Origin of the sequence: Rothia sp. HSID18067 (assembly GCF_003989445.1) — a bacterium.
Lineage (GTDB): Bacteria > Actinomycetota > Actinomycetes > Actinomycetales > Micrococcaceae > Rothia > Rothia aeria.
In genome coordinates this window covers 750,457-773,211 of the sequence record NZ_RBMF01000001.1, presented here as the reverse complement: position 1 = coordinate 773,211, position 22,755 = coordinate 750,457, and the positions used below count along the sequence as shown (strand labels likewise).

Annotated in this window: 17 protein-coding genes; 8 read left to right on the top strand and 9 right to left on the bottom strand. The window is 58.2% G+C overall.

Annotation, left to right across the window (positions count from 1 at the left end; all coding sequences use genetic code 11):
• Nucleotides 1-6: 6 nt before the first annotated feature.
• Together D8M23_RS03415 and D8M23_RS03410 are read left to right on the top strand one after the other, a co-directional pair.
• Nucleotides 7-2,544, top strand: coding sequence for a DUF7825 domain-containing protein (locus D8M23_RS03415; RefSeq protein ID WP_126853705.1), 2,538 nt, complete (start codon nt 7-9; stop codon nt 2,542-2,544).
• Between the two features lie 328 nt (nt 2,545-2,872).
• Complete coding sequence (locus D8M23_RS03410; RefSeq protein ID WP_126853703.1) at nt 2,873-5,137, top strand: TerD family protein; 2,265 nt, start codon at nt 2,873-2,875, stop codon at nt 5,135-5,137.
• A gap of 136 nt (nt 5,138-5,273) precedes the next feature.
• On the opposite strand, the gene D8M23_RS03405 is transcribed toward D8M23_RS03410, so the two are convergent.
• From D8M23_RS03405 to tkt, 5 genes are all read right to left on the bottom strand, one after another.
• A complete protein-coding gene (locus tag D8M23_RS03405; protein ID WP_126853701.1) occupies nt 5,274-6,248 on the bottom strand; it encodes a 6-phosphogluconolactonase in 975 nt (324 codons plus the stop codon).
• Nucleotides 6,241-7,227, bottom strand: a complete 987-nt coding sequence (locus D8M23_RS03400) for a glucose-6-phosphate dehydrogenase assembly protein OpcA (RefSeq protein ID WP_023133271.1) — start codon at nt 7,225-7,227, stop codon at nt 6,241-6,243. The genes D8M23_RS03405 and D8M23_RS03400 overlap by 8 nt, the downstream gene beginning before the upstream one ends.
• Complete coding sequence (zwf, locus tag D8M23_RS03395; protein ID WP_126853699.1) at nt 7,224-8,777, bottom strand: glucose-6-phosphate dehydrogenase; 1,554 nt, start codon at nt 8,775-8,777, stop codon at nt 7,224-7,226. Before zwf ends, D8M23_RS03400 begins: the two co-directional genes overlap by 4 nt.
• Nucleotides 8,778-8,915: 138 nt before the next feature.
• Complete coding sequence (gene tal / locus D8M23_RS03390; RefSeq protein WP_006887116.1) at nt 8,916-10,022, bottom strand: transaldolase; 1,107 nt, start codon at nt 10,020-10,022, stop codon at nt 8,916-8,918.
• Between the two features lie 143 nt (nt 10,023-10,165).
• On the bottom strand, nt 10,166-12,271 hold the full coding sequence (tkt, locus tag D8M23_RS03385) for a transketolase (protein ID WP_126853697.1): 2,106 nt from the start codon (nt 12,269-12,271) through the stop codon (nt 10,166-10,168).
• A gap of 435 nt (nt 12,272-12,706) precedes the next feature.
• On the opposite strand from tkt, the gene D8M23_RS03380 reads away from it, so the two are divergent.
• Nucleotides 12,707-13,693, top strand: coding sequence for a heme o synthase (locus D8M23_RS03380; protein ID WP_423816640.1), 987 nt, complete (start codon nt 12,707-12,709; stop codon nt 13,691-13,693).
• A 75-nt stretch (nt 13,694-13,768) separates the two neighbouring features.
• On the opposite strand, the gene D8M23_RS03375 is transcribed toward D8M23_RS03380, so the two are convergent.
• The 3 genes from D8M23_RS03375 to D8M23_RS03365 all read right to left on the bottom strand — a co-directional run bounded on the left by D8M23_RS03375 (nt 13,769) and on the right by D8M23_RS03365 (nt 16,786).
• Nucleotides 13,769-14,824 carry a COX15/CtaA family protein gene (locus tag D8M23_RS03375; RefSeq protein WP_126853695.1) on the bottom strand — a complete coding sequence of 352 codons (1,056 nt, stop codon included), beginning with the start codon at nt 14,822-14,824 and terminating at the stop codon, nt 13,769-13,771.
• A gap of 106 nt (nt 14,825-14,930) precedes the next feature.
• Nucleotides 14,931-15,752 carry an ABC transporter permease gene (locus D8M23_RS03370; RefSeq protein WP_126853693.1) on the bottom strand — a complete coding sequence of 274 codons (822 nt, stop codon included), beginning with the start codon at nt 15,750-15,752 and terminating at the stop codon, nt 14,931-14,933.
• Nucleotides 15,749-16,786 carry an ABC transporter ATP-binding protein gene (locus D8M23_RS03365; RefSeq protein ID WP_126853691.1) on the bottom strand — a complete coding sequence of 346 codons (1,038 nt, stop codon included), beginning with the start codon at nt 16,784-16,786 and terminating at the stop codon, nt 15,749-15,751. The genes D8M23_RS03370 and D8M23_RS03365 overlap by 4 nt, the downstream gene beginning before the upstream one ends.
• A gap of 306 nt (nt 16,787-17,092) precedes the next feature.
• Between D8M23_RS03365 and D8M23_RS03360 the strand changes: the two genes are divergently transcribed.
• The 5 genes from D8M23_RS03360 (at nt 17,093) to D8M23_RS03340 (ending at nt 21,963) form a co-directional block, all read left to right on the top strand.
• Entirely contained in the window at nt 17,093-17,953 is an 861-nt protein-coding gene (locus D8M23_RS03360; RefSeq protein ID WP_006887202.1) for a helix-turn-helix transcriptional regulator, read from the top strand.
• A gap of 127 nt (nt 17,954-18,080) precedes the next feature.
• Complete coding sequence (gene sufB / locus D8M23_RS03355) at nt 18,081-19,538, top strand: Fe-S cluster assembly protein SufB (RefSeq protein WP_006887152.1); 1,458 nt, start codon at nt 18,081-18,083, stop codon at nt 19,536-19,538.
• A complete protein-coding gene (gene sufD, locus D8M23_RS03350; RefSeq protein WP_126853690.1) occupies nt 19,538-20,812 on the top strand; it encodes a Fe-S cluster assembly protein SufD in 1,275 nt (424 codons plus the stop codon). Before sufB ends, sufD begins: the two co-directional genes overlap by 1 nt.
• Before the next feature lie 23 nt (nt 20,813-20,835).
• Nucleotides 20,836-21,594, top strand: coding sequence for a Fe-S cluster assembly ATPase SufC (sufC, locus tag D8M23_RS03345; RefSeq protein WP_006887263.1), 759 nt, complete (start codon nt 20,836-20,838; stop codon nt 21,592-21,594).
• A gap of 39 nt (nt 21,595-21,633) precedes the next feature.
• Nucleotides 21,634-21,963, top strand: a complete 330-nt coding sequence (locus tag D8M23_RS03340) for a metal-sulfur cluster assembly factor (RefSeq protein ID WP_006887140.1) — start codon at nt 21,634-21,636, stop codon at nt 21,961-21,963.
• 134 nt (nt 21,964-22,097) lie between these two features.
• Here D8M23_RS03340 and D8M23_RS03335 read toward each other — a convergent pair whose 3' ends face one another.
• Nucleotides 22,098-22,562, bottom strand: a complete 465-nt coding sequence (locus D8M23_RS03335; protein WP_081481231.1) for an HD domain-containing protein — start codon at nt 22,560-22,562, stop codon at nt 22,098-22,100.
• Between the last annotated feature and the right edge of the window lie 193 nt (nt 22,563-22,755).

Genomic DNA, 22,755 nt, shown 5'->3' with positions numbered 1-22,755 from the left:
GAAACTATGCCCAGCAACAATATGCCGCCTTCTTTCGCTGAACGGCGCGCGCTCGTGAAAAAACTATTGGACAATAATGCACCCGTGGCAGAGTTCCGCCGCGCTTTAGCGGGAGCCAACGAAAAGGAACGCGCAGCCCTATACCGTGTTCTTTCGCCCACCCGGCTTATGGGCAAGGACTACACCTACCACCCGGTTGCACTCTACGCTATTGGGGCGCTCACCGAAAAGCCCAGCCGGGCTGCCTCGCTGCTGCGGCAATTTAACCGGCATACCGGGTGGCAAGACAATATTGCGCAGCAGGCGGGGCGTTATTTTGAAATGGGGCTCAATGAGCGCCCTGATGCATGGGGGCTAGAATTTATTGACCAGTATGTGCATCTTGCAGAAGGTAAAATATATTTCGAGATTGCGCACCGTTTTCTGCGTAGCCGCCAGCTGCGCTGCGTCAGCGTCGGGTACCTGTATGCGTATAAGAATTACGTTATACGGGATAACTCTGTATCATCCCGAGGATTTGCCCCGCTTCTTGACATATTTAATAATGATCCGCTGCTTTTAACACAGGAGTTTTGGGATCTTTTCAGCAACAGAGTGGGAGATGAATTTTATGTTGCTCCGGGGCGCCACCTCAAAACCATTGAGTTGCTGCTTTTTCTGCAGGAGCATTATGAGGGGTTCCGTCAGCGCGTGTTTGCAGAGTCTCTTAAAGGGCTGCTGGCCGCAGATACTAACCCCGACGCCACAACATACCGCTCCTTCTACTTGGGTATGCAGTCAAACGAGCAAGAAATCACAGGGCATGCCGCCGAGCTTATCGCGCTGTTGTGCTCTCAACCCTCAACCGTAGTGGGGCTTGCCCAAAAGCAGCTGCTACCTATACTGGGGGAGCTGACCGATCACCAAGTGCATACACTGGTGGATGCCTCGCAGGCTGTTCTCATGCGTACCGAAAAGAAAATCCTGAAGAGCCAGCTGCGCATACTCGCTGAACTAGCGAAAGCCCGCCCACACCTGTGCGAACAGATCACCCGCATCGTTGGGCAGGCAGCCAGTACCCTCCCTGTAGAGTTGAAGGACCAAGCCCGTCATATTACCGGGAAGCTCCTCAGCCATGCCGCGGATAACACGGATACGGACGCTCCCGAAGCTCAGCTCGGCAGTATTCCCGATGCGGTACCCCAGCACCGGGAACCAGATAATTTCTTTACCTCCCGGCCACCGATCGATAGCGCTGCACAGGCGCAAGAAATACTTTTCGAGCTCCTCGAAAATACCGGTGACGGGGCTGATATTCCGCGGCTATTAGCTTACATTGCAGAGCACCGCGATATTGGCTTGGATAAAGCGCAGCAGGAATATCTGAAAAAATATCTCGAAAATAGTGATGGAAATACCTATAATAACCTCGAATACCTTGCGGGAACAATTCTTAAATTATGTGCTAAAGAGTATAGTATTGCCCCGCAAAAATTCCCGGGATACGAATACGACCGTCGTATCAGTAGTATGACTGGGGAATATTTAGAGGACGGACAATACTATTCCGACGAAGAATATTGGGATGCTGAATGTACGGTAGAGATAAGGAATAGCCGCGGCCCGGTTGCCCTGCTGAGCGAACAAATATCGCGCATACTCACCCCCGACACCTGCGGCAGCGGCATTGTGTGTGAGCCACTGCCGGCGGTACAACGCACATGGCGGCGTATTACCGTGCCTCGGGAACCACTCAACGCCGACTTTGAGCGGATCTACGGAAACTACTATGTTGCCTGGGCCGTTCACGAAGAAGAACAGCCTGTTACCGCCGAAACCCCGTTTGAGCAGGCCGCCCTGCTGGTTGATAGCGTCAGGGCGGAATATGAGAGCCGGGACAGTGAGCAACGCGAGCTGCCAGCGATGCGTGCCGTCATCCAGTGGTACGCGTGGCTAACTCAGAACAACCCCGATATATTCGCAGCCCATATGATGCCCGCTGTTAAAGGAGCCAAATTTGCGAAAGTCATACACGGTATGGAGCCTGCACTTGAGGCCTTTGAACACGCCCACCGGGTGCTGGGCGAGCCTTCATACTCGTTCCTAGCCTACGCCGCCTCCGCGGCCGAGCGGCAGTACCGTTCCGCCACGGCGCAGGCGCTTGCGGCCCTCGTGGATCGCAATATGCTTGACACCGGCATGTTTGCCGCAGAGCTGGGGTGGATGCTGCAGGGGGAGTACGTGATGGCTGGGAGGGTTATCGAGACTCTGCAGGATGCTGCTTCTATTAGCCCGTTGGCGGGGTGGCGTGTCTGTCAGGTGCTGCAGGGGCTGCTGCCGGTGGTGGGGGAGATTAACCGGGGTGGTGCGCTCGTGCAGTTACTTGCTCAGTTGGCGGGGGAGTATGGTGTGAGTGTTGAAATTCCTGAGGTTTTGCGTCCGAAGATGAAGGGTTCGACTGTGTTGGCGAAGAATCTGCGGGCGTTGAGCGCACTGAGTCCACACTCGACGGAGCTTGCCCATCAAGCACTAGAACAAGCACTAGCTATATCTGACGAAGAATAGCCACTGAAAATTGACAATACTGCATATTGCGCATATATTGGAACCTGAAAACCACAGAGTGGACGATTCGTCTTCATCAACAGTGGCTGCTATGGCAGCACCGCTGTAGGGGATGTAGCGGGTTCGAATCCCGCAGAAGGCTCAATCGCGGATCATGCATTCTCTTACTTTCTCTTGCCTGGTTACGCAATTTCAGAGAATGCGCTTACCGCGAGCACTTTATTGATGACGGGTGGATATAATCCACCCGTCATTTTGTACCCCAACCACACACCGTCGGCAGGATCTCGGCTGGCATCTAACGGGAATTATTAGAAAAGAGAAAAACGTGGCAACGCTGCACCAAGTCATTCTCCGCCGCACCGGGGTCTATATTCTGCCCGGTGAACCCGCCAACCGTTGGATCATAGAAACACCCACCATCACTGAAGGGCTGCGCCACCGTGTGCGGAGAATTCTGGGTCCGCGCATTGAAGAACTGACGGAGCTCGGGGTGGCCATTGCCCAAGATTCCCGTGCCGTACTGGCCACCATGAGCTACACAGAATTTGATGAGTTCACCGCCGACTGGAAACACCTGCGCGGCGCCCGGGGAGGGCGGGCTTTCCGCCGAGACTTTGATATGCGCCAACCTCACCTCAGCGACAGGCAACGCTACACGGAACAGATTCTGCACTATATCACCCGTTCCATCACCACAGGTGACTTGTTGGATGCATTCGCCCCGCGTGAGGACCGAGAGTTCTACGCCCCCATCTACGGGCATCTCAAGCATCCGCTACTTCCATACGACACTCAAGACCCCCGCCCCCGCATCACCTATAGACGCGGAGAACGCGACCAGAACCAGGTGATACTGCTGCGCGGGAACACGCCATGCACAGCCTTAGCGCAGGAACTTTTTACCGCTATCGTCGTGCAGAACCAGGTGTACAGTGAGACCGACCGCGCCGATCTGCTCACCCTCGCCGATTACCTGCGTGCGTACCATAAGCTGCCCGCACTAGAACACGCGAGTGCATACCGCGAGAACCTGGCGTTTCTTACAGTGCATATTGATCGTTGTTATGTTCAGCAGATGAGAACCCTCAACGAGGTGCTGCGTCTAGCTGTTGCCTTCAGCGGGGCAAACGGGAACGACGCCGACCTCAGCCTGAGCACGCCCACCCGGCTACGCTTGCGCCGCAGCGAACGCACCCTCATTGTGCGCCTCATCAATAGACTGTGCGAACGTGACTATGTGGCTGCCTGCTACGACACCGCCAGCCGCTCCGAACAGTTCAAACGGCTGGCACGCACCATACACCCCGGTGACTACCCCTCACTTACGCATTTACAGCGGTGGGCCGATGACCTGTACCGGGGGCGGATGCAAAGCTTCGAATCGGAGGTGGACGCCGCCTACCGCAGCAAAAACGCGGAACAGGTGGTGCGTCTGCTGAGCAGCAGGCCCGGGGTCTTTGCCCGGCAGCTCAGCCGGGCATTCCGGGCGTTCCCGGATGAGGAACAGGTCATAGCGGACGGGTTCGCCCGTATAGCGCCCCGTGTTGCGCTGCCTGTGCTGGTACAGCTGTACAACCTGTACACCAATCTGAAGCGGGGCAGCACACAGCACCGCCTGGTGATTGATAAGGCCGGCATGGGGACGGTAACCGACGCGAGCAGGTATACACGCACACAGGTGCAGCTCGGGTTGCAGGCTATTGAGAATGGTTTCGCAGCACGCCTTGAAAACACTAAAATATACACCCCCGACGGTATGGATATTTATACCCCCACCGGGGTGGGGAAACTCATCATGCCGCTAGGGAACCGGAACAGCAGCCAGTCCCTTGACGGGTTGTGCCGGTTCAGCCGTGTTCCGCTTCATGAGGGGGCACACAAGATTATTAGGCTATTCGTATACTGGGATTCGCCAGCGGACATAGACCTCTCACTGATGCTGTACGACGCGAAAGGCGAGCCGCTTGGTGGCGTCTGGTACGGGGACCAGCAGGTGGACGACTACGCCTACCACAGTGGAGACGTCACCGATGGAACCGGCGGCGCCTGGGAGTTCATCGACCTTAATATTGCTGAAGCTCTCGCCCAGAAGGTACGCTACGCTATCCCCACCGTGCACCTCTACGCCGGGTACGGAGGCACCCATGTACACGGGCCGCAGGAGTGTCCCTGCCAAAAACTATACCGGCAGGAGCGCACACTGGCGGATGTCAACGACCTATTCGTGGGGTTTACGATGGTGCCGCGAGCAGGAGCTGGCAAGGACGTGCACGAGGTCAGCCAGGTACGCACTAAATTTATGCTCACCAGTGCAGGCCGCGGGTCGCTGCCGCTCATCTTTGACCTGCGCGAACGCGCTGTAACCGTCACCGATGCAGGGCTGCGCGGCTACATTAATATTGTGGAGTCAGCCCGGACTGTGCAGGCGATGCTCGAAACTTTCAGGCACCACAGGCCCATGACCGTTGCCGACTACCTGGCGCTCACCTGGGCCACCGTAGTGGAAACCCCCAATGAGGCAGATATCCGTCTAGAGTCGACAGTTGCTTCGCTGAGCCAACTGTACCTGCAGAACACCAGCCCGCAGTGACCTCACACGTTTTCCGCCCCGGCGGCGGCAGATAGAAAAGCCCCTCCGCCCAGCATCTGTGCAGCACAACTGCCGACTGCACAATATGCTGGAGCGGAGGGGAACTCCACTTTTTGAGGCACCGGCAAAGCCGCAGCTAAGCCAGCGACTCCTCAGTAGCAAAAATCAGGGTTTGTTTCTGCCCGCGGGCACCCACAGCGGGAGTTGCCAGTAACAGGTCGGCGGTTAGCTGCTCCGCAGGAAGCTGCGCACCCTGCACAAGGCGAGTCGTCGCATCCTGTTTATCGCCACCGGTGATGAGGAAGAAAATATGGCGTGAACTATTAATCACCGGAAGGGTCACCGAAACCCGCTCGCTGGGGGGCTTGGGGGAGTCCTTCACCATCACCGTCACTGCTTTCGCACCATCCACCGGGTCTTCGGGCAGCCCCGTACCCAGCAGAACCTGCTGACGCCCCGGAAAGAGAGAAGCAATATGCCCATCCGGGCCCATCCCCAGCAGGGTCACATCAAACACCGGCACCGGCCAACTATCCGACCCAGACCCGCCGCCGCAACCGCAGCCCCCGCAGCCGCAGCCTCCGCCGGAAGGCTCAGAATCGGCAGCCCCACCGTGGCCGCCCACTAGCGGAAGCTCGGAGGCGCCCTCGGGCATCTCAACCCGCACCGGATCGGCTGAACCAGCGAATTTACGCATCTCATAGGCGTAATGTTCGGCGGCAGCCTCCACATCAATCATCACGTCTGAAGGGCCTATCCGGTGTGCGTTCTCCACCGGGAAGCCGTAATCAGTGAGGTCAGCGAGCAGCGCCTCAATCGCCTGCCCATCGTTACGCTCGGCATCCCGCTCAGGTACAAACCGCTCATCCGAGAACCAGAAATGCACACGCGACCAGTCGATATCTTTCACGCGAGCAGAGGCCGCCCACGCCCGGAGCGTCGCAATACCCATGGTGCCGCCAGTGAGCGAAACATGCGCCACCGTACGTTCCGTGAGCACATGCTCCAGAATGTCAAAAATACGTCCCACGGCGTCAGCCGCCAACGCCTCACGGGTAGGATGAGCCACCAGAGTCGGGGTGCTCTCACCAATATTGTTAATCTTAGGCATCAAAAACCTCCGGGTATTCCCGCTCGTCAAGAAGCGGCTCAGACTCACAGCGGGTGGGGTGCATCTCGATCGTGGGGAACGCCGACTTCAGCACTTCCCCGTATGTGTCATCAGGGTCAAGGCGACGCAGTTCCTCAGAAATGCACTCCGCCAGGGTGCGCACCGGCAGCGCAATCTGCTGCTGCGGGGCGTGCGGGGTTTCCAAGATCGCAATGCTCTTGCCCGGGCGGAACATCACAGTCTGCCCGTCCTCACGCTCAATGGCCACACGGTACAGGCCGCGCTCCGCCGCGCCAATAGTGGCCAAACTAACCTCGGCCTGCAGCTTCCAGCCCAGCCAGGCACCCAGCAGAACCACCGACGGGGACTTCTCAGAACCCCACACCACCACCCGTTTGACCGGGGAGTACGGCATCTGCTCCATGAGCGCCGCCAGCTGGGTGCGCCACAGCGTCAGGCGGGTCCACGCCAGGTCAGTATCCCCGGCCTGGTATACCTGCGACAGGTGGGTTAACACAGCCATCGGGTCATATGCGCGCGCGGAATCGGTAATGCGGCGCTGCGCAATCTTCCCAAGTGAATCCTCGGCCGGGTTATCGGGCACATAATGGGGCCACCACACCACAATCGGCGCGTCCGGCAGAAGCAGCCCGGAGATCAGCGCCTCCGTCGGCTTGGAGGCACTGCCCCAGCCGCGCAGAATAATGAGTTCTGAGGCGCCAGCCTCACCACCCACATGGATCTCGGCGTCCAGCTGGTCGGGGTCGGTCTCACTGTGCGCGATGTGCACAATAATGCGGCTGGGGTGCTCATGGGAGGCACGAATCGCGGCATTCAGGGCCTCACGGGAATGTCCCTTCTCAGCCAGTACCACCAGAGTCAGTACACGGCCGCTGCTGAGGCTGCCGTTAGCCGCCAGCTGTTGGGAAAGTTCCTTGGAAATAGCAGAAACATTCGTGTGGTGCAGATGCGAAATCACGGGCGCCTCCAGGCACGGTTATCGCGTTCAAGCATCCGATGCGCCGAACGCGGGCCCCACGAACCGGACTCGTAAGGCTCAGGTTTAATCTTGCGCTCTTCCCAGTACTCCTCAAACGGGTCAAGGATCTTCCACGAAAGCTCAACCTCCTCATGGCGGGGGAACAGCGGCGGCTCACCCAAGAGCACATCCAGAATCAGGCGCTCATACGCCTCCGGCGACTCCTCAGTGAAAGAATGCCCGTACCCAAAGTCCATGTTCACGTCACGGATCTCCATCTGAGTGCCGGGAACCTTCGCCGCAAAACGTATGGTCATGCCCTCATTGGGCTGCACCCGGATCACGATTGCATTCTGGCCCGCAGGAACTTCCGTTTCCTTACCGAATAAACGATCCGCTGACTTCTTAAACAGCACCGCAATCTCAGTCACGCGGCGCCCCAAGCGCTTACCGGCGCGCAGGTAGAACGGGGTGCCCGCCCAGCGGCGGTTATCAATACTGACCTTCAACGCCGCGAACGTCTCGGTACGGGAATCAGCCGGGATGTCCTTCTCATCAAAGAACCCGTTCACATGCTCACCACCCTGATACCCGGGAGCGTACTGGCCCAGCGCGTACGAATTCTCAAGGTCATCAACACGCACCGCCTCAAGCACCTTCGCCTTCTCAGCCCGCAGGTGCTTAGAGTCCAGACTCAGGGGCTCCTCCATGGCGGTCAGCGCAAGCAGCTGCAGCAGGTGATTCTGAATCACGTCGCGGGCTGCACCTACCCCGTCATAGTATCCCGCGCGGGAGCCGATACCAATATCTTCAGCCATCGTGATCTGCACATGATCCACGTAGTTAGCATTCCATACCGGCTCAAACATCTGGTTCGAAAACCGCATCGCCAAAATATTCTGCACCGTCTCTTTACCCAAATAATGGTCGATGCGGAACACTGAATCCGGCGGGAACACCCGCTCAACGATAGCGTTCAGCTCACGGGCCGACTCAAGGTCATGCCCGAACGGCTTCTCCACCACCACACGCCGCCACCCAGTGCCAGCATGCGTTGTGCGCGCATCTTCCTCACGGCTGGCCAGCCCATGCTCGGCAAGCTTCGACAGCACCTGCTCGAAAGCCTTCGGGGGGATCGACAGGTAGAACGCGTGATTACCCTGGGCACCGCGCTCATCCAGCTCCGCCAGAGTGCTTTTGAGACGCTCATAAGCGGCATCATCATCGAACGCACCCTGCACAAAACGCATACCCTTCTGGAACTGGTTCCACACGTCTTCACGGAACGAAGTGCGCGCATGCGCCTGCACCGACTCCCGCACATAGGCACGGAAATCGTCGTCGCTCCACTCACGGCGGCCATACCCAACCAGCCCAAAACTGGGCGGAAGCAGGCCCCTGTTCATCAGATCGTAGACAGCAGGAAGCAGCTTCTTACGGGCGAGATCACCCGTGACGCCGAAGAAAACCAGGGCAGAAGGGCCCGCAATACGCGCCAAACGCCGGTCGCGTGAATCCCGCAGCGGGTTCGACTCGTGGCCGATAGTCACAATAAAAATCCTTTGGTTGCCTCTATGCTGGCGCAATACAACCCGCCTCAGAAATCATGGCGGGGTGCACGCACCATCAAGGTTTATGCCTTGCCAATTGTACCGTTCGGGAAAGCCCGCCGGCACCCCACACTGCCGCTATTTCGCGTTCTGAAGAGCACCGCGGACAGTGTCTAGTAGTTCCTCCCAAGAGGCATCAAACTTCGAAAGTCCCTCGGCCTCAAGCTTCTCAACCACCTCACGGTACGAAACACCGGCACGCTCAATAGCATCCAGCACCTCGTTAGACTCCGCATACGAGGCACGCACCGTATCCCCAACAACCTCACCGTGATCCGCCACAGCGTTCAAGGTCGCCTCAGGCATAGTGTTCACAGTGTGCGGGGCCACCAACCCAGTCACATACAGGGTGTCAGGCAGCGCAGGGTCCTTCACACCGGTCGAAGCCCACAGCGGACGCTGCACATTCGCACCCTTCCGCTCCAGACGCTTCCACCGTTCGGAGGAGAACATCTCCTCAAACACCTCATACGCCAGGCGAGCATTCGCCACCCCAGCCTTACCCTTGAGCGCCAGCGCCTCATCGGTGCCAATCGCGCTTAGCTGAGCATCCACCTCGGTATCAACCCGGGAGACAAAGAACGAAGCCACCGAGTGGATCTTCGACAGGTCCTTGCCGTTCTCCAAGGCTTCCTCAAGGCCGAGCATATAGGCGTTAATAACCTCACGGTACCGGGTCAGTGAGAAAATCAGGGTCACGTTCACGCTAATACCCGCCGCCAAGGTTTTCGCAATCGGCTCTAGACCCTCAACGGTTGCGGGGATCTTAATCATGACGTTTTCACGGCTCACCCGCTCGTACAGCTCCCGAGCCATTTTCTTCGTACCCTCGGCATCGCGCGCCAAACGGGGGTCCACCTCAATCGATACACGGCCGTCAAAGCCCTGTGAGGCCTCAAAAATCGGTTTGAACACGTCGCATGCGGCGCGCACATCATCGGTCGTGGCTGCGAACACGGCTTCTTCAACATCCGCACCGGATGCCGCCAAGTCGCTCATCTGCCCGGCGTACGCGGCCCCTTTTGAGAGCGCACCGGCGAAAATAGTGGGGTTAGTGGTCACACCCACCACGTTTTTGCTCTTTATCAGCTCAACAAGGTTGCCGCTGGTCAGTCGCTCACGGGAGAGATCATCAAGCCAGATCGAAACGCCTGCGTCTGAGAGTTTCTGGGTGGATTCGCTCATTACAAATAACCTTCTATCTACAGTCTAAAAATCAGATAAGAAAATATGGGGTGCGGTTGTGGAGACACTACAACACGCACGCTGCTGAGGCGGCGGGGTATCTAGCTATTGCACGCCCCACCGCCGCAGCTCTAGGCATAGGGTTACTGGGCCGCCTTGATCGACTCCTGTGCCGCAGCCACGACGGCCTGGGGGGTAATACCAAACTCGCGGTACAGGGTCTTCGCATCAGCTGAAGCCCCAAAATGCTCGATTGATACAGCACGCCCGGCCGACCCCAGAAGGTCGTGCCAGCTCATTGCAACACCGGCCTCAACCGATACGCGCGCCGCCACAGAAGAGGGCAGCACCGATTCGCGGTACTGTTCGCTCTGCTCATCAAACCATTCACGGCACGGCATCGACACCACCCGGGCGAAGACGCCCTGCTGGGCCAGCTGCTGGCGGGCCTCAATAGCAACCTCAACTTCTGAGCCGGTGGCAATAATAATAACGTCTGGGGTGCCCTCCGTATCTGCCATTACGTACCCGCCGCGTGCTGCACCTTCAGCGGAGGCGTACTTCTCTCCCTCACCGGGTACATCCTCACGCGTCCACACGGGCAGGTTCTGGCGGGAAAGCACCAGGCCGGCCGGGCGCTCTTGGCGCTCTAAGACAGTGCGCCATGCAACAGCGGTCTCGTTTGCGTCCGCCGGGCGAACAACATCAAACCCGGGGATGGCGCGAAGTGAGCTCAGGTGCTCAATGGGCTGGTGGGTGGGTCCGTCCTCGCCCACACCAATCGAGTCGTGGGTCCATACATACAGCGCCGGGATGCCCATCAGGGCGGACAGGCGAACCGCCGGGCGCTGGTAGTCGGAGAAAACGAAGAACGTGCCTGAGAACGCGCGGGTGGGGGAGGAAAGCACAATACCGTTCACGATCGCTGCCGCTGCCTGCTCGCGAATACCGAAATGCAGCACACGCCCGTATGGGTTACCCGTCCAGTCGTCGGTGGTACGTGCTACCGGGTTAAAGGAATCTGCGCCGGTAATAGTAGTCAGGTTCGACCCCGCCAGATCCGCCGACCCGCCCCACAGCTCGGGGAAGGTTCCTGCAATGGCGTTAATGACTTTGCCGGATGCAGCACGGGTCGCGAGCGATGATCCTGCCTCGAAAACGGGGAAAGCTTCCCGGTAGTCTGCAGGAAGCTGGCCAGCGATCAGACGGTCGTACAGTTTCGCGGCCTCGGGGTTAGCCGCACGCCACGCGGTCATCTTCTGATCCCACGCCTCATGCGCTTTAGCGCCACGCTCACGCAGGGTGCGGGTGTGATCCAGCACCTGCTGGTCAATGAAGAAGCTCTTGGCGGGGTCGAACCCTAAAAGCTCCTTCGTGGCGGCGACCTCTTCAGCCCCCAGCTTGGCGCCGTGAACCGCGCCGGTGTTCTGCTTATTCGGGGCCGGGTAACCAATAATAGTGCGCAGCTCAATGAACGAGGGCTTATCGGTTACGGCTTTTGCGCGCTCAATAGCGGCGTACAGCTCTGCGACGTCTTCAACATAGTTGCCGGTGCGCGTCCAATCTACACTCTGAACATCCCAGCCGTATGAGGCGAACCGGGCGGGAACATCTTCGGTGAAGGCGACATCAGTGTCTTCTTCGATGGAGATGTGGTTGCGATCCCACACCACAATCAGGCTGCCCAACTGCTGATGCCCGGCGAGCGCACACGCTTCGGCGGTGACGCCTTCCTGCACATCCCCTTCGGAGGCAATGCAGAACACGTGATGGTCAAAGGGTGACTGCCCGGCTGGGGCCTTGGGGTCAAAAAGCCCACGCATGTAACGCTGAGCGTAGGCGAAACCAACGGCGGATGCCAGCCCCTGGCCGAGCGGGCCGGTGGTGATCTCCACGCCCTTAGTGTGCTTGTATTCGGGGTGCCCGGGGGTTAATGCCCCCCAGGTACGCAGCGATTCGAGGTCGCCCATCTCAAGGCCGTACCCGCCGAGAAAGAGCTGGGTATAGAGGGTGAGGGAGGTGTGCCCGGGGGAGAGGATGAAACGGTCACGTCCCTGCCAGCGGTCGTCGCCTGGGTCTTGGTTCATAACTTTCTGGAAGAGTAGGTAGGCGACCGGTGCTAGGCTCATGGCGGTACCGGGATGCCCTGAGCCTACCTTTTCAACAGCGTCGGCGGCGAGTATGCGGGCGGTATCGACCGCACGCTGATCAACGTCGGTCCACTCCAGCTTCTCGTTTAGGTTTGGCACGTGATTTTCCCTTCATTATCTGTACGATGCGCGCCCGCGCAGTGTGCCGTGCGCGCCTCTGAACGGTATAACCCAATGACGCATGCGTTATTCCCGACCCCCATTGGTTGGGCTGCTGCCTGTGTGGTGGGCGGACCGGGAACGGGTGATGACGCGAGGCTACCAGCTTCATCTATAAGGATAGTCCACGATGAAGTCTCTCCAAGGTTATTGAAGCGATGAATGGGAGAGAAACTGGGGCTGGAACGCTATCCGCTTAAAGTCATCCACGTTGTAAGCGGCTGCACACGGGCCTACAATATAGGTAGCCATGCCTGTAACTCCACCGTGTATGGGCGCCTCGGTTGGCGGTTTGTCCGCTGCTGGTTGCGCCTTGGGAAAGTCCCTAGCCACGCGGAATACGGGTGCACACACGCACACACCAAGGAGCCCACAGTGAAGGGTCATACTATTCAACAGGCGCGCGCCTGCGCGCCTGCTGCCCCTGCCGGGGATACACTTGAGGGGCCCGTTGGCCTCAGGCGCAAAATAAAGGCGTATATTCACCTGACGAAACCTCAGGTGATTGAGCTGTTGTTGGTCACCACGGCACCAACAATGATGTTTGCTGCACACGGTATGCCCAGTTTCTGGCTCATGATGAACACCCTTATTGGTGGTGCTATGGCGGCAGGGGCGTCGGGGGCGTTTAACTGTTATATTGACCGCGATATTGACCGTAAGATGAAGCGCACCGAGAAGCGGCCTCTGGTGACTGGGGAGCTGAGCGACCGGGAAGCTATCGTGTTTGCCTGGGTGTTAGCAGTGGTTTCGGTGGCATACCTGTGGTTTATGGTGAACCCGCTCTCGGGCGTGCTGGGTGTGGTCGCTATCCTGCTGTACGTGGTTTTCTACTCACTGTATTTGAAGAAGCGCACTACCCAGAATATTGTGTGGGGCGGTATCGCCGGGTGCATGCCGGTGTTTATTGCGTGGGCGGCCGTGAGGGAAACCATTGAGTGGCCAGCCCTGGTGTTGTTCACGGTGATTTTCTTGTGGACGCCGCCGCACTATTGGCCGTTATCCATGAAATATGCCGAGGACTATAAGGCGGCAGGGGTGCCGATGCTTGGGGCGATTGCCCCAGCGCATTCGGTCTCAGTCCAGGTGGTGCTGTACGGGTGGGCTATGGTGATCTGCTCGCTGCTGCTGGTCCCTGTAGGAGGCGCGGGCTGGGTGTATGGTCTTAGTGCCGCGGCGGTGGGTGCCTGGTTCCTGTACCAGTGCCATAAACTGCACCTGCTGGCTTTGGCGCAGAAGGCTACGAGCCGAACCGCGATGGTGGTGTTTCACGGATCCATCACATATCTGACAATCCTGTTTATTGCGTTGGCGATCGACCCATTTGTGGGCGGCCCTATTATGGAGTCGTTTATTTTCTAGGTGCCCACATGCGCGTCTTATAGAGTTCGGGGGCGTCCCTCACCGGGGTAATAGGTGAGGGACGCCCCTTACGTTTTACTGTGGTGAGGTGCGCTGCACCCTGCGGCTTAGCGCCAGTTCACGCGCTGTGCGTGAGGTGAGCGTCAGCTGCCGTTCAATGAGGGATATGGCGGCCCACGTAAACAGTCCGGAGCCGAGCATGTGGGCTTCCACTAAGAGGGCAGGCAGGCCGGTGTTGTACTGGATGTACCCGATGGTTCCCTGGCAGGCAATAACACCTGTCAGCACCGCAAGGGAGAACTTATACGCCTTAGGCAGAGCATATGCGCGTACTATCAGGTACAGGGTGATGAGGGATACCAAGTATACCCACACCGCCCAGGCGTGCAAACGGGCTATAACTATTGGATTGAAATCGTGGCGGTGGGTGCGTGGGTCTCCCGCATGCGGCCCTGTCCCGGTTACTACCGTACCCATAAACACAAGAAACACGACCAGCACCAAGCCGAACCACCCGAGCACCTGGACAGAAACACGGCCTTTTTCACTGAACGCGCTGTCAAGGTTTTCGGCTGCAGCCGTGGCGGGCTTAAAGTAGCGGCGCACCCTATTAATCAGCACGGCGGCCAGACCAATCATGACGGCAGAGGCCATATAGTGGGCGGTCACCATCCACGGGTTTAGCCGCTGCCACACGGTAATACCGCCGATAACCGCCTGCAGGGGGATGCCCCAGAGCAGCAATAGCGTCAGGTTAAACAGGTCACTGTACCGCGAATTTTGGGTGCGCAGACCGGTAAAAAGCTTGGGAAGTACGGAACGTACTGTAGCCTGCGGCAGGGCTAACCGTAGTACCGCAAAGAACGCGAGCACCGTAATGACCATGAGCACAAATGTGAGCATCCGGTTACCAAATTCGACGAAGCCGTGGATCCCCTGAGCCGGGGTGGTGGTCCATTGTTCATCGGTACAGCGCGGCCACGTGTCGCACCCCAACCCCGAACCAGTAAGGCGTACCACGGCACCGGTGACGATCAGTAACAGGTTAGCCAGTGCGGTGCCCACCGCCGTGTACAGCACCCAGGAGGTGTATTCGGTGGGGGAGAGCTTATCTTTAAGCGTGGTAATCATGATGACCTTTTCCGACGGTGTGTGAGCGTCTCATGCTGCAAGGGCACGGCCTGCTGAGAGCGGCAGGATACCTGCGGCGGGGTTGCGTAGTCCAGAATATCAGTGGCTAATCGGACCACTTAAATTTGCGGGAGGCAATGAACCCCACAATGAGTGCCCACCCCAGCAGCACTAGATGCGGCAGCGGCAGGAACACATCTTTCAGGTAGTCGCCACGCATGGCTTCACCAAGCGCCCCCGAAGGCAGCAGTGAAACAATAACGCGGTACACTTCGGGGAAACTATCAATGGGGATCAGTACACCTCCGGCACCGGCAAGGATAACCCACGCAATGTTAACAATGGCGAGGGTCGCCTCCGCCCGCACGGTGCCAGCAATAAACAGACCCAGGGCGGTAAACGCCGCAGCACCAAGCAGCAGCGTGCTTAACGAGCGGTACATCTGAAAAATATCGGGCCTCCAGCCGAGCCCAAAACCCACGATGCTCACAAGCACAAACTGGACGGCAAGCACCGTCAGAACCGCAATCACTTTGCCAATAATCAGGCCGTTGCGCCCCAGAGGGGTGGTGGAAAGAAACCTCAGCACACCGTACCGCCGGTCGAAACCGGTGGCGATACCCTGCCCCGAGAGCGCAGTCGAAATCACGCACAGCGCGAGCACCCCGGGAACAGCCACGTTCATACGGGTCGTGCCCATACCCTCGGCGTAAGAATCAAGGAAGCTCGTGTAACGCAACGCAAAGAGCGCCATGACGGGGAAGGCAATATTAAGCATGAGCTGCTCGCCGTTTTTAAGCATGGCCAGCGTCTCATAACCGCCCTGAGCAAGCACACGCTGCACCCCGGATGCCGCGCGCGGTTCGGTGAACGTATCAGCCTCGGCGGGCGACTCGGAGGCGGGGCCGGTTGGTGCGGTCTGAGTCATCGAATATCACGTCCCGAAATGTCGAGGAATACGTCTTCTAGGGTTTTAGGTTCCATCTTCAAGCTGATGGGCATTATATAGTGCGCAGTGAGCGCAGCTGTGAATGCTGAAAGGTGCTCCGGGGTGAGCGGCCCGCGTAACTCGTACTCACCCGGTGTTCCTGGCGTGTAGGGGGTGTGCTCAATAAGTTCCACGCCGCCGCGCAAACCTACCGGCAGCAGCTCTTCCCGGGTGGGGGTGTGCGCGTTGAGGGTGTAATGTAACCGTGCGGTGCCGTCCCCGGCGACCAGTTCGGGGACGGTACCCTCAAGAACGGTTTTACCTTTTTCAATAATGTACACATAATCGGCAAGTTTCTGCGCGTCATCAATCAGGTGGGTGGTGAGAATAATTGCCACTCCGGCTTTTCGCTGCTCCCGGATAATATCAAACACTACGTTGCGGGACTGCGGGTCAAGCCCGGCCGAGGGCTCGTCCAGGAACAGTACGCTGGGGCGCCCAATAAGTGCGGCAGCTAATGAGACCCGTTGCTTCTGCCCGCCGGAGAGACGGCGAATAGTGGTGCCGTTAAAAGATGCAATGCCGAGCCTTTCTACCAGCTCATCAACGGAGGCAGGATGAGTGTACATTTTCGCCACATGGTGCAGCAGCGGGATGGGCCGCATAGCGTTGGGGAGCCCACCATCTTGCAGCATAATACCAACGGCGGCACGTAACTCCGGCGAGGCGTGAAGCGGGTTCTCGCCAAGAAGTTTCACAGTTCCGCAGTCGGGGGCCAGAAGCCCCTGAGCACAGGCTAGGGTGGTGGTTTTCCCTGCCCCATTTGCCCCTAAGAGCACCGTCACCTCTTCGGGGTACACCTGCAGGCTCACCCCGTCTACGGCGCGGTGCATGCCACGCTCAGTGAGACGCTCGGGGTTTTTCTCACGGAAAGAACGCGAAGGTTTGAACTCTTTAACGAGGTCGGCGATTTCCAGCGCTGCCCCACCGCCATTACCGCGTGCAGTCTTGCCGGATACATCTTCTTTAGCCACCCCTCTATCTTAAGCCCTGAGAGAGACTATCTTAAGTCGAGCGCGTGCGTGTCGATTCTGCGGCGAGGACACCCCGTCTCGGCGGCGTGCGAATCCCTGACGCGGGCGCATTCTGGGGGTATATGAGCGTTGTCCAAGGCTGCATAGCGGTGGGGCAAGGGTGCACAGGTGGACGGCGGGATTCTTTCCCCAAAAACACTGGTGTGTGTCATATATGCTTACCTTTCTACCCATTTAATGCACTAATTTATGCGAGAAGGAGCACCTTACTAGCCAGCCGGGAAGTAATTAGGACATACTTTAGTTGTGTATTCCGTGAACAAGACATCTGCGAAGGGGACAAGCTCCCCACATTCGAAGAAGTCGAGCTCCGGCGCACGCAAGGCAGAGGCTGAAGAACGTACCCGCGACCGAGTCCTCCGCGGGGTTCTCAACCACGGTCCCGTTTCTGCGGCTAATCTGGGTGAGCTTCTGAGTCTCACCCCAGCCGCTGTGCGTCGCCATCTCGACGCACTTGAGCAGGCCAACATGATCGAAGTTGCCCCGCTCAAACAGTATGGTGCGGGCGCAGGGCGCCCCGCCCGGCGCTACGTCATCGCCCCTCAAGGGCACGAGCGCCTAGGAAACGACTATCTACTCATTGCGCGAAACGCCCTCGAAATGCTGCGCGACACCGTCGGTGAAAGCGCACTTGAAGCATTCGCATCCGCCCGAGCCGCCGAAATGGAAGCCCGCTACCGCCCCGTGGTGGAAGCAGCTGGTGATGATGTTGCCGCCCGGGCTAAAGCGCTCGCCGAGGCTATGAGCCGTGACGGTTTCGTGGCGACCGCGCAGTTCACCGAACCGCCCGCCGGGCGGAAGGTGCCAGAACACTTCCTCGCCAGCATACAGCTGTGCCAGGGGCACTGCCCCGTACGTGATCTCGCCGAAGACTTTCAGGTCTTTTGCGAGCAAGAGACCTGGATTATTTCCGATCTTTTGGGCGTTGACGTACGGAGGCTTTCGACCATGGCAGGGGGAGCACACGTGTGCACCACACACGTTCCGCTTAACCGGGTTCCCGAGACGGCTGAGCCGGAGACATCCGCCGCGCCGCATCCCGAGGCCACGGAAAGCACACCCGATGCAGCGACTGCCGCATCCGACCCCGTGAAACGCTCCCGCTAAGGAGTCCAGTATCGGGGTGTGAGGATGCGCCTAGCGCGCTGAGCGAGAACCTCACACGAACACCGCGCCCACATGAATCACGGGTGGCGGGACAGAAATTTTATTCACCCATCGAAGAAAGGCCGTAATGACCGAGAAAGTTGAGCGCGAAGCCAACGACACCGTCATTTCAGAGATCCTGGAGATGAACCCCGAACTCGAAGGTATTGGTAACTACGAGTACGGCTGGGCAGACTCTGACGTGGCGGGTCAGGCGGCAAAGCGCGGCCTCGACGAGGCCGTTGTGCGCGATATTTCCATGAAAAAGAACGAACCCGAGTGGATGCTGAACATGCGTTTGAAGGCGCTGAAGTTCTTCGAACGCAAGCCCATGCCCACTTGGGGTGCTGACCTCTCAGAGATTGACTTCGACAATATTAAGTACTTTGTGCGCTCAACTGAAGGGCAGGCGGAGTCGTGGGAGGAGCTTCCCGAGGATATCCGCATTACCTATGAGCGTCTGGGCATTCCCGAGGCGGAACGTAATTCGCTGGTCGCTGGTGTGGCCGCACAGTACGAGTCTGAGGTTGTGTACCACCAGATCCGTGAAGATCTGGAAGCGCAGGGCGTGATCTTCGTCGATACCGACACCGGTTTGCGGGACTACCCGGAGCTTTTCAAAGAGTACTTCGGCTCAATCATCCCCATCGGCGATAATAAGTTCTCTGCTTTGAACACCGCAGTGTGGTCCGGCGGGTCGTTCGTATACGTCCCCCCGGGGGTGCATGTGGAAATCCCGCTGCAGGCGTATTTCCGTATTAACACTGAGAACATGGGCCAGTTTGAGCGCACCCTCATTATCGCGGATGAGGGGTCCTATGTGCATTACATTGAGGGCTGTACCGCCCCCATCTACAAGTCTGACTCGCTGCACTCGGCGGTCGTTGAGATTGTGGTGAAGAAGAATGCACGCGTTCGCTACACCACCATCCAGAACTGGTCGAATAACGTGTACAACCTGGTGACTAAGCGCGCTGTCGCCCACGAGGGCGCCACCATGGAATGGGTGGATGGGAACATCGGCTCGAAGGTTACCCAGAAGTACCCCGCAGTGTACATGGTGGGGGAGCACGCTAAGGGCGAGACCCTGTCGATTGCCTTCGCGGGTGAGGGACAGCATCAGGACACCGGCTCTAAGATGGTGCATATTGCCCCGAATACCTCTTCAACGATTGTGTCGAAGTCGGTGGCACGTAACGGTGGGCGCAGCGCATACCGCGGTCTGGTGCAGGTACGTGAAGGCGCTAAACACTCCAAATCCTCGGTGGTCTGTGATGCCTTGCTGGTGGACACCGTCTCCCGTTCGGACACCTACCCCTATGTGGATGTGCGCGAGGACGATGTGACGATGGGCCACGAGGCGACCGTCTCCCGCGTCTCTGAGGAGCAGATGTTCTACCTCATGCAGCGCGGCCTAGCTGAGGACGAGGCAATGGCGATGATCGTGCGCGGCTTCGTTGAGCCGATCGCCCGTGAGCTGCCGATGGAGTACGCGCTCGAACTTAACCGCCTCATCGAACTTCAGATGGAAGGATCTGTGGGCTAATGCCGAACACCGAAGAAACCCTGGGCTATCACGCCCCGATCATCCCCGGCATGGACCAGGAAGGTGAGAAGCTCGCCAGCGAGCTTGTGCATGATGACACCATCCTGCGCGCCACCGAGGAGCACCACCAGGGGTCGAACCCCAATAACGTGCAGAAAACCCTTGATGCTTCCCGTGCTGAGCGCATGACCTCGTACAAGGTGGAGGATTTTAGCCCCCTCACCGGCCGTGAAGAGGACTGGCGTTTCACCCCGCTTAAGCGTTTAGGCGGGCTGCACACCGATTCCCTGGAACACTCCGCACCCGCGCCGAAAATTACCGCTCCCTCTGCGGTAGTGGTTGAGGAGGTGCAGCGTGAGGATGAGCGTATCGGTATGGCAGGTGTACCTGAGGACCGTGTTGCTGCAAACGCCTGGAGCCACTTCAAAACCGCAACCGTGGTGACTATCCCTGCAGAGGCTGAGCTGAACGAGCGGGTTGAGATCGCTATTGCTGGCACCCACCGGGATCCTGCCGCGCAGCACCTGGTGGTTGAGGCTAAACCGTTCTCGAAATCGGTTGTGGTGATTCGTCACACCGGTTCAGCGACCCTGGCTCAGAATATTGAGTTCTTGGTGGGCGACTCCGCGCAGCTGAGCGTCATCTGCGTGCAGCAGTGGGACGATGACGCTGTGCACGCTTCCGCACAGTACGCGAAGCTGGGCCGCGATTCACGGTTCAAACATGTGTGCATTTCCCTCGGCGGCGACCTGGTGCGCGTCACCCCCTCCACCAAGTTCACGCAGCCCGGGGCGGAAACCGAAATGTACGGCCTCTACTTTGTGGACGCTGGTCAGCATATCGAATCCCGCCTGTTCGTGGATCACTCCGTACCGAACTGTAAATCGCGCGTGACCTATAAGGGCGCGCTGCAGGGTAAGGGTGCACACTCCGTATGGGTGGGTGATGTCCTGATCGGTAAGGATGCGGAAGGCACCGACACTTACGAGCTGAACCGTAACCTGCTTCTTGAGGTCGGCCCCCGTGCAGACTCGGTGCCGAACCTTGAGATCGAGACCGGACGTATTGAGGGCGCGGGCCACGCGTCGACTACCGGTCAGTTGGATGATGAGCACCTGTGGTACCTGCAGGCGCGCGGTATTCCTGAGGCTGAGGCGCGCCGTCTGGTGGTGCGCGGCTTCCTCAACGAAGTGATCCAGCAGATCCGTGTGCCCGAACTTGAAGAGCAGCTCACCGATGCGCTCGAAGAAGAGCTCGCCCTCAGCAACAACTAAGCATCCCCCCACTAGGAGAAATAATGTCTACCCTTGAAATCAAGGACCTGCACGTCTCGGTCATCCTGGACGACGAAAACACTAAGCCCATCCTCAAGGGCGTGAACCTGACCATTAAATCCGGTGAGATTCACGCCATTATGGGTCCCAACGGCTCGGGCAAATCTACACTGGCCTCCACCATCGCGGGGCACCCGAAGTATCAGATTGACTCCGGCCAGATTCTGCTTGATGGTGAAGACATCACCGAGATGAGCGTGGATGAGCGTGCCCGCGCCGGCCTGTTCCTGGCGATGCAGTACCCGGTGGAAATTCCCGGTGTCACCATGTCCAACTTCCTGCGTTCGGCCAAGACTGCGGTGGACGGGAAAGCCCCGAACCTGCGCACCTGGACTAAGGACGTGAAAGCGGCCATGGAGCAGCTGAAGATTGACCCAACGTTCGTGTCCCGCAACGTGAACGAGGGCTTCTCCGGCGGTGAGAAGAAACGCCACGAAATTCTGCAGCTTGAACTACTCAAGCCCAAGTTCGGCATCCTGGATGAGACCGACTCCGGCTTGGACGTGGACGCGTTGAAAGTTGTTTCTGAGGGCGTGAACCGTGCCCACGAGTCGAACGACATGGGCGTTATGCTCATCACCCACTACACCCGTATCCTGCGGTACATTAAGCCGCAGTTCGTGCATGTTTTTGTGGATGGGAAGATGGCCGACCAGGGCGGCCCCGAGCTGGCTGACCGTCTGGAAGAAGAAGGCTACGTAGCCTACACTGGCAAGAAGTAGTTTTTACCACTACCTCTCTCTTTCGAAAGAAGGTGCATCATGACTGAAACGGTGCAGGCACGCCCCTCCCAGGAGGACATCGAAGAGGCGCTCAAAGAAGTTATTGACCCGGAGCTCGGCGTGAACATCGTCGACCTTGGGCTGCTGTACGGTATGCGCTGGGACGATAACGGCACCCTCATCCTTGATTTGACGCTCACTACGGCTGCATGTCCGCTGCAGGACGTCATTGAGGAGCAGGTGCAGGCGAACCTCGATAACGTGGTCGCCGAGTGGCGCGTGAACTGGGTGTGGATGCCCCCGTGGGGTCCCGAACGGATTACTGAAGACGGGCGCGATATGATGCGCGCGCTCGGGTTCAATATCTAAAAGCCCACGTACAATCTGTGCACCAGATAACGTGAGCTTCTCCTTAAAACTAACGGCATCGCCCGATACTCTCACAGTAGAAGGCGATGCCGTTAGCTTATTAAACTATGGGATAGTTTGAGAGTGCTGCCTCATTATTCTCCGAGGCTGAGCAGGGTGAGGCTTTTCGCGTATTTTTTCGCTAGGCGCTCCCGGGTTTCCTCATCTAAGAGGGCGGTACGTTCCGGGTCAGTGTTATCGGCAATATCGGCGTGCTTCACCAGTCGGGCAAGCTCATTTGCCCGTACCCGCGCTATGGACTGTTCTAAGGTCTCGCCCTTGCGTTTGGTGAGGGCATCCACCGCATCCACAATACTGACTGAGAAGTAGCGTGCTAAATAATCGAGTGTCACACCTGTGTCTTCAACTGTGTCGTGCAGAAGTGCCACAATCTGCGCCTCAACCCGCATATTCTCGGGGGCCAGCTTACGTACCGCAAACGCCACACGGCGCGGGTGAGTAATATAAGGGCGCCCAATCTTATCAGTCTGCCCTGAGTGTGCCTGATCCGCGATGCTGTCGGCCAGGCGAATCATTTCCTTGAAGTAGTTATTCGTCATCATTGAACTCCTTCAATAGCGTTTTTTCTACTCTACGCCGCTTTGGGCAAATGCGCATCTTAAAACACCCATCCCGCAGCGCAGCGCGACCCCGTGATACGTCGTAAACTTGGGTACAGCACACCCAAAACTATGGGCGAGTATACTGGGGCGGCGGCCTGCAATAATAAAGCAACGCTGCGACTGTTACGAG

Bases quoted from the DNA above. Each gene is read 5' to 3' on its own strand.
- sufD (WP_126853690.1), top strand. From the start codon at position 19,538: ATGCCGAACACCGAAGAAACCCTGGGCTATCACGCCCCGATCATCCCC.
- sufB (WP_006887152.1), top strand. From the start codon at position 18,081: ATGACCGAGAAAGTTGAGCGCGAAGCCAACGACACCGTCATTTCAGAG.
- D8M23_RS03335 (WP_081481231.1), bottom strand. From the start codon at position 22,562: ATGACGAATAACTACTTCAAGGAAATGATTCGCCTGGCCGACAGCATC.
- tal (WP_006887116.1), bottom strand. From the start codon at position 10,022: ATGAGCGAATCCACCCAGAAACTCTCAGACGCAGGCGTTTCGATCTGG.
- D8M23_RS03375 (WP_126853695.1), bottom strand. From the start codon at position 14,824: ATGATTACCACGCTTAAAGATAAGCTCTCCCCCACCGAATACACCTCC.
- D8M23_RS03405 (WP_126853701.1), bottom strand. From the start codon at position 6,248: ATGCCTAAGATTAACAATATTGGTGAGAGCACCCCGACTCTGGTGGCT.
- D8M23_RS03370 (WP_126853693.1), bottom strand. From the start codon at position 15,752: ATGACTCAGACCGCACCAACCGGCCCCGCCTCCGAGTCGCCCGCCGAG.
- sufC (WP_006887263.1), top strand. From the start codon at position 20,836: ATGTCTACCCTTGAAATCAAGGACCTGCACGTCTCGGTCATCCTGGAC.
- D8M23_RS03415 (WP_126853705.1), top strand. From the start codon at position 7: ATGCCCAGCAACAATATGCCGCCTTCTTTCGCTGAACGGCGCGCGCTC.
- D8M23_RS03340 (WP_006887140.1), top strand. From the start codon at position 21,634: ATGACTGAAACGGTGCAGGCACGCCCCTCCCAGGAGGACATCGAAGAG.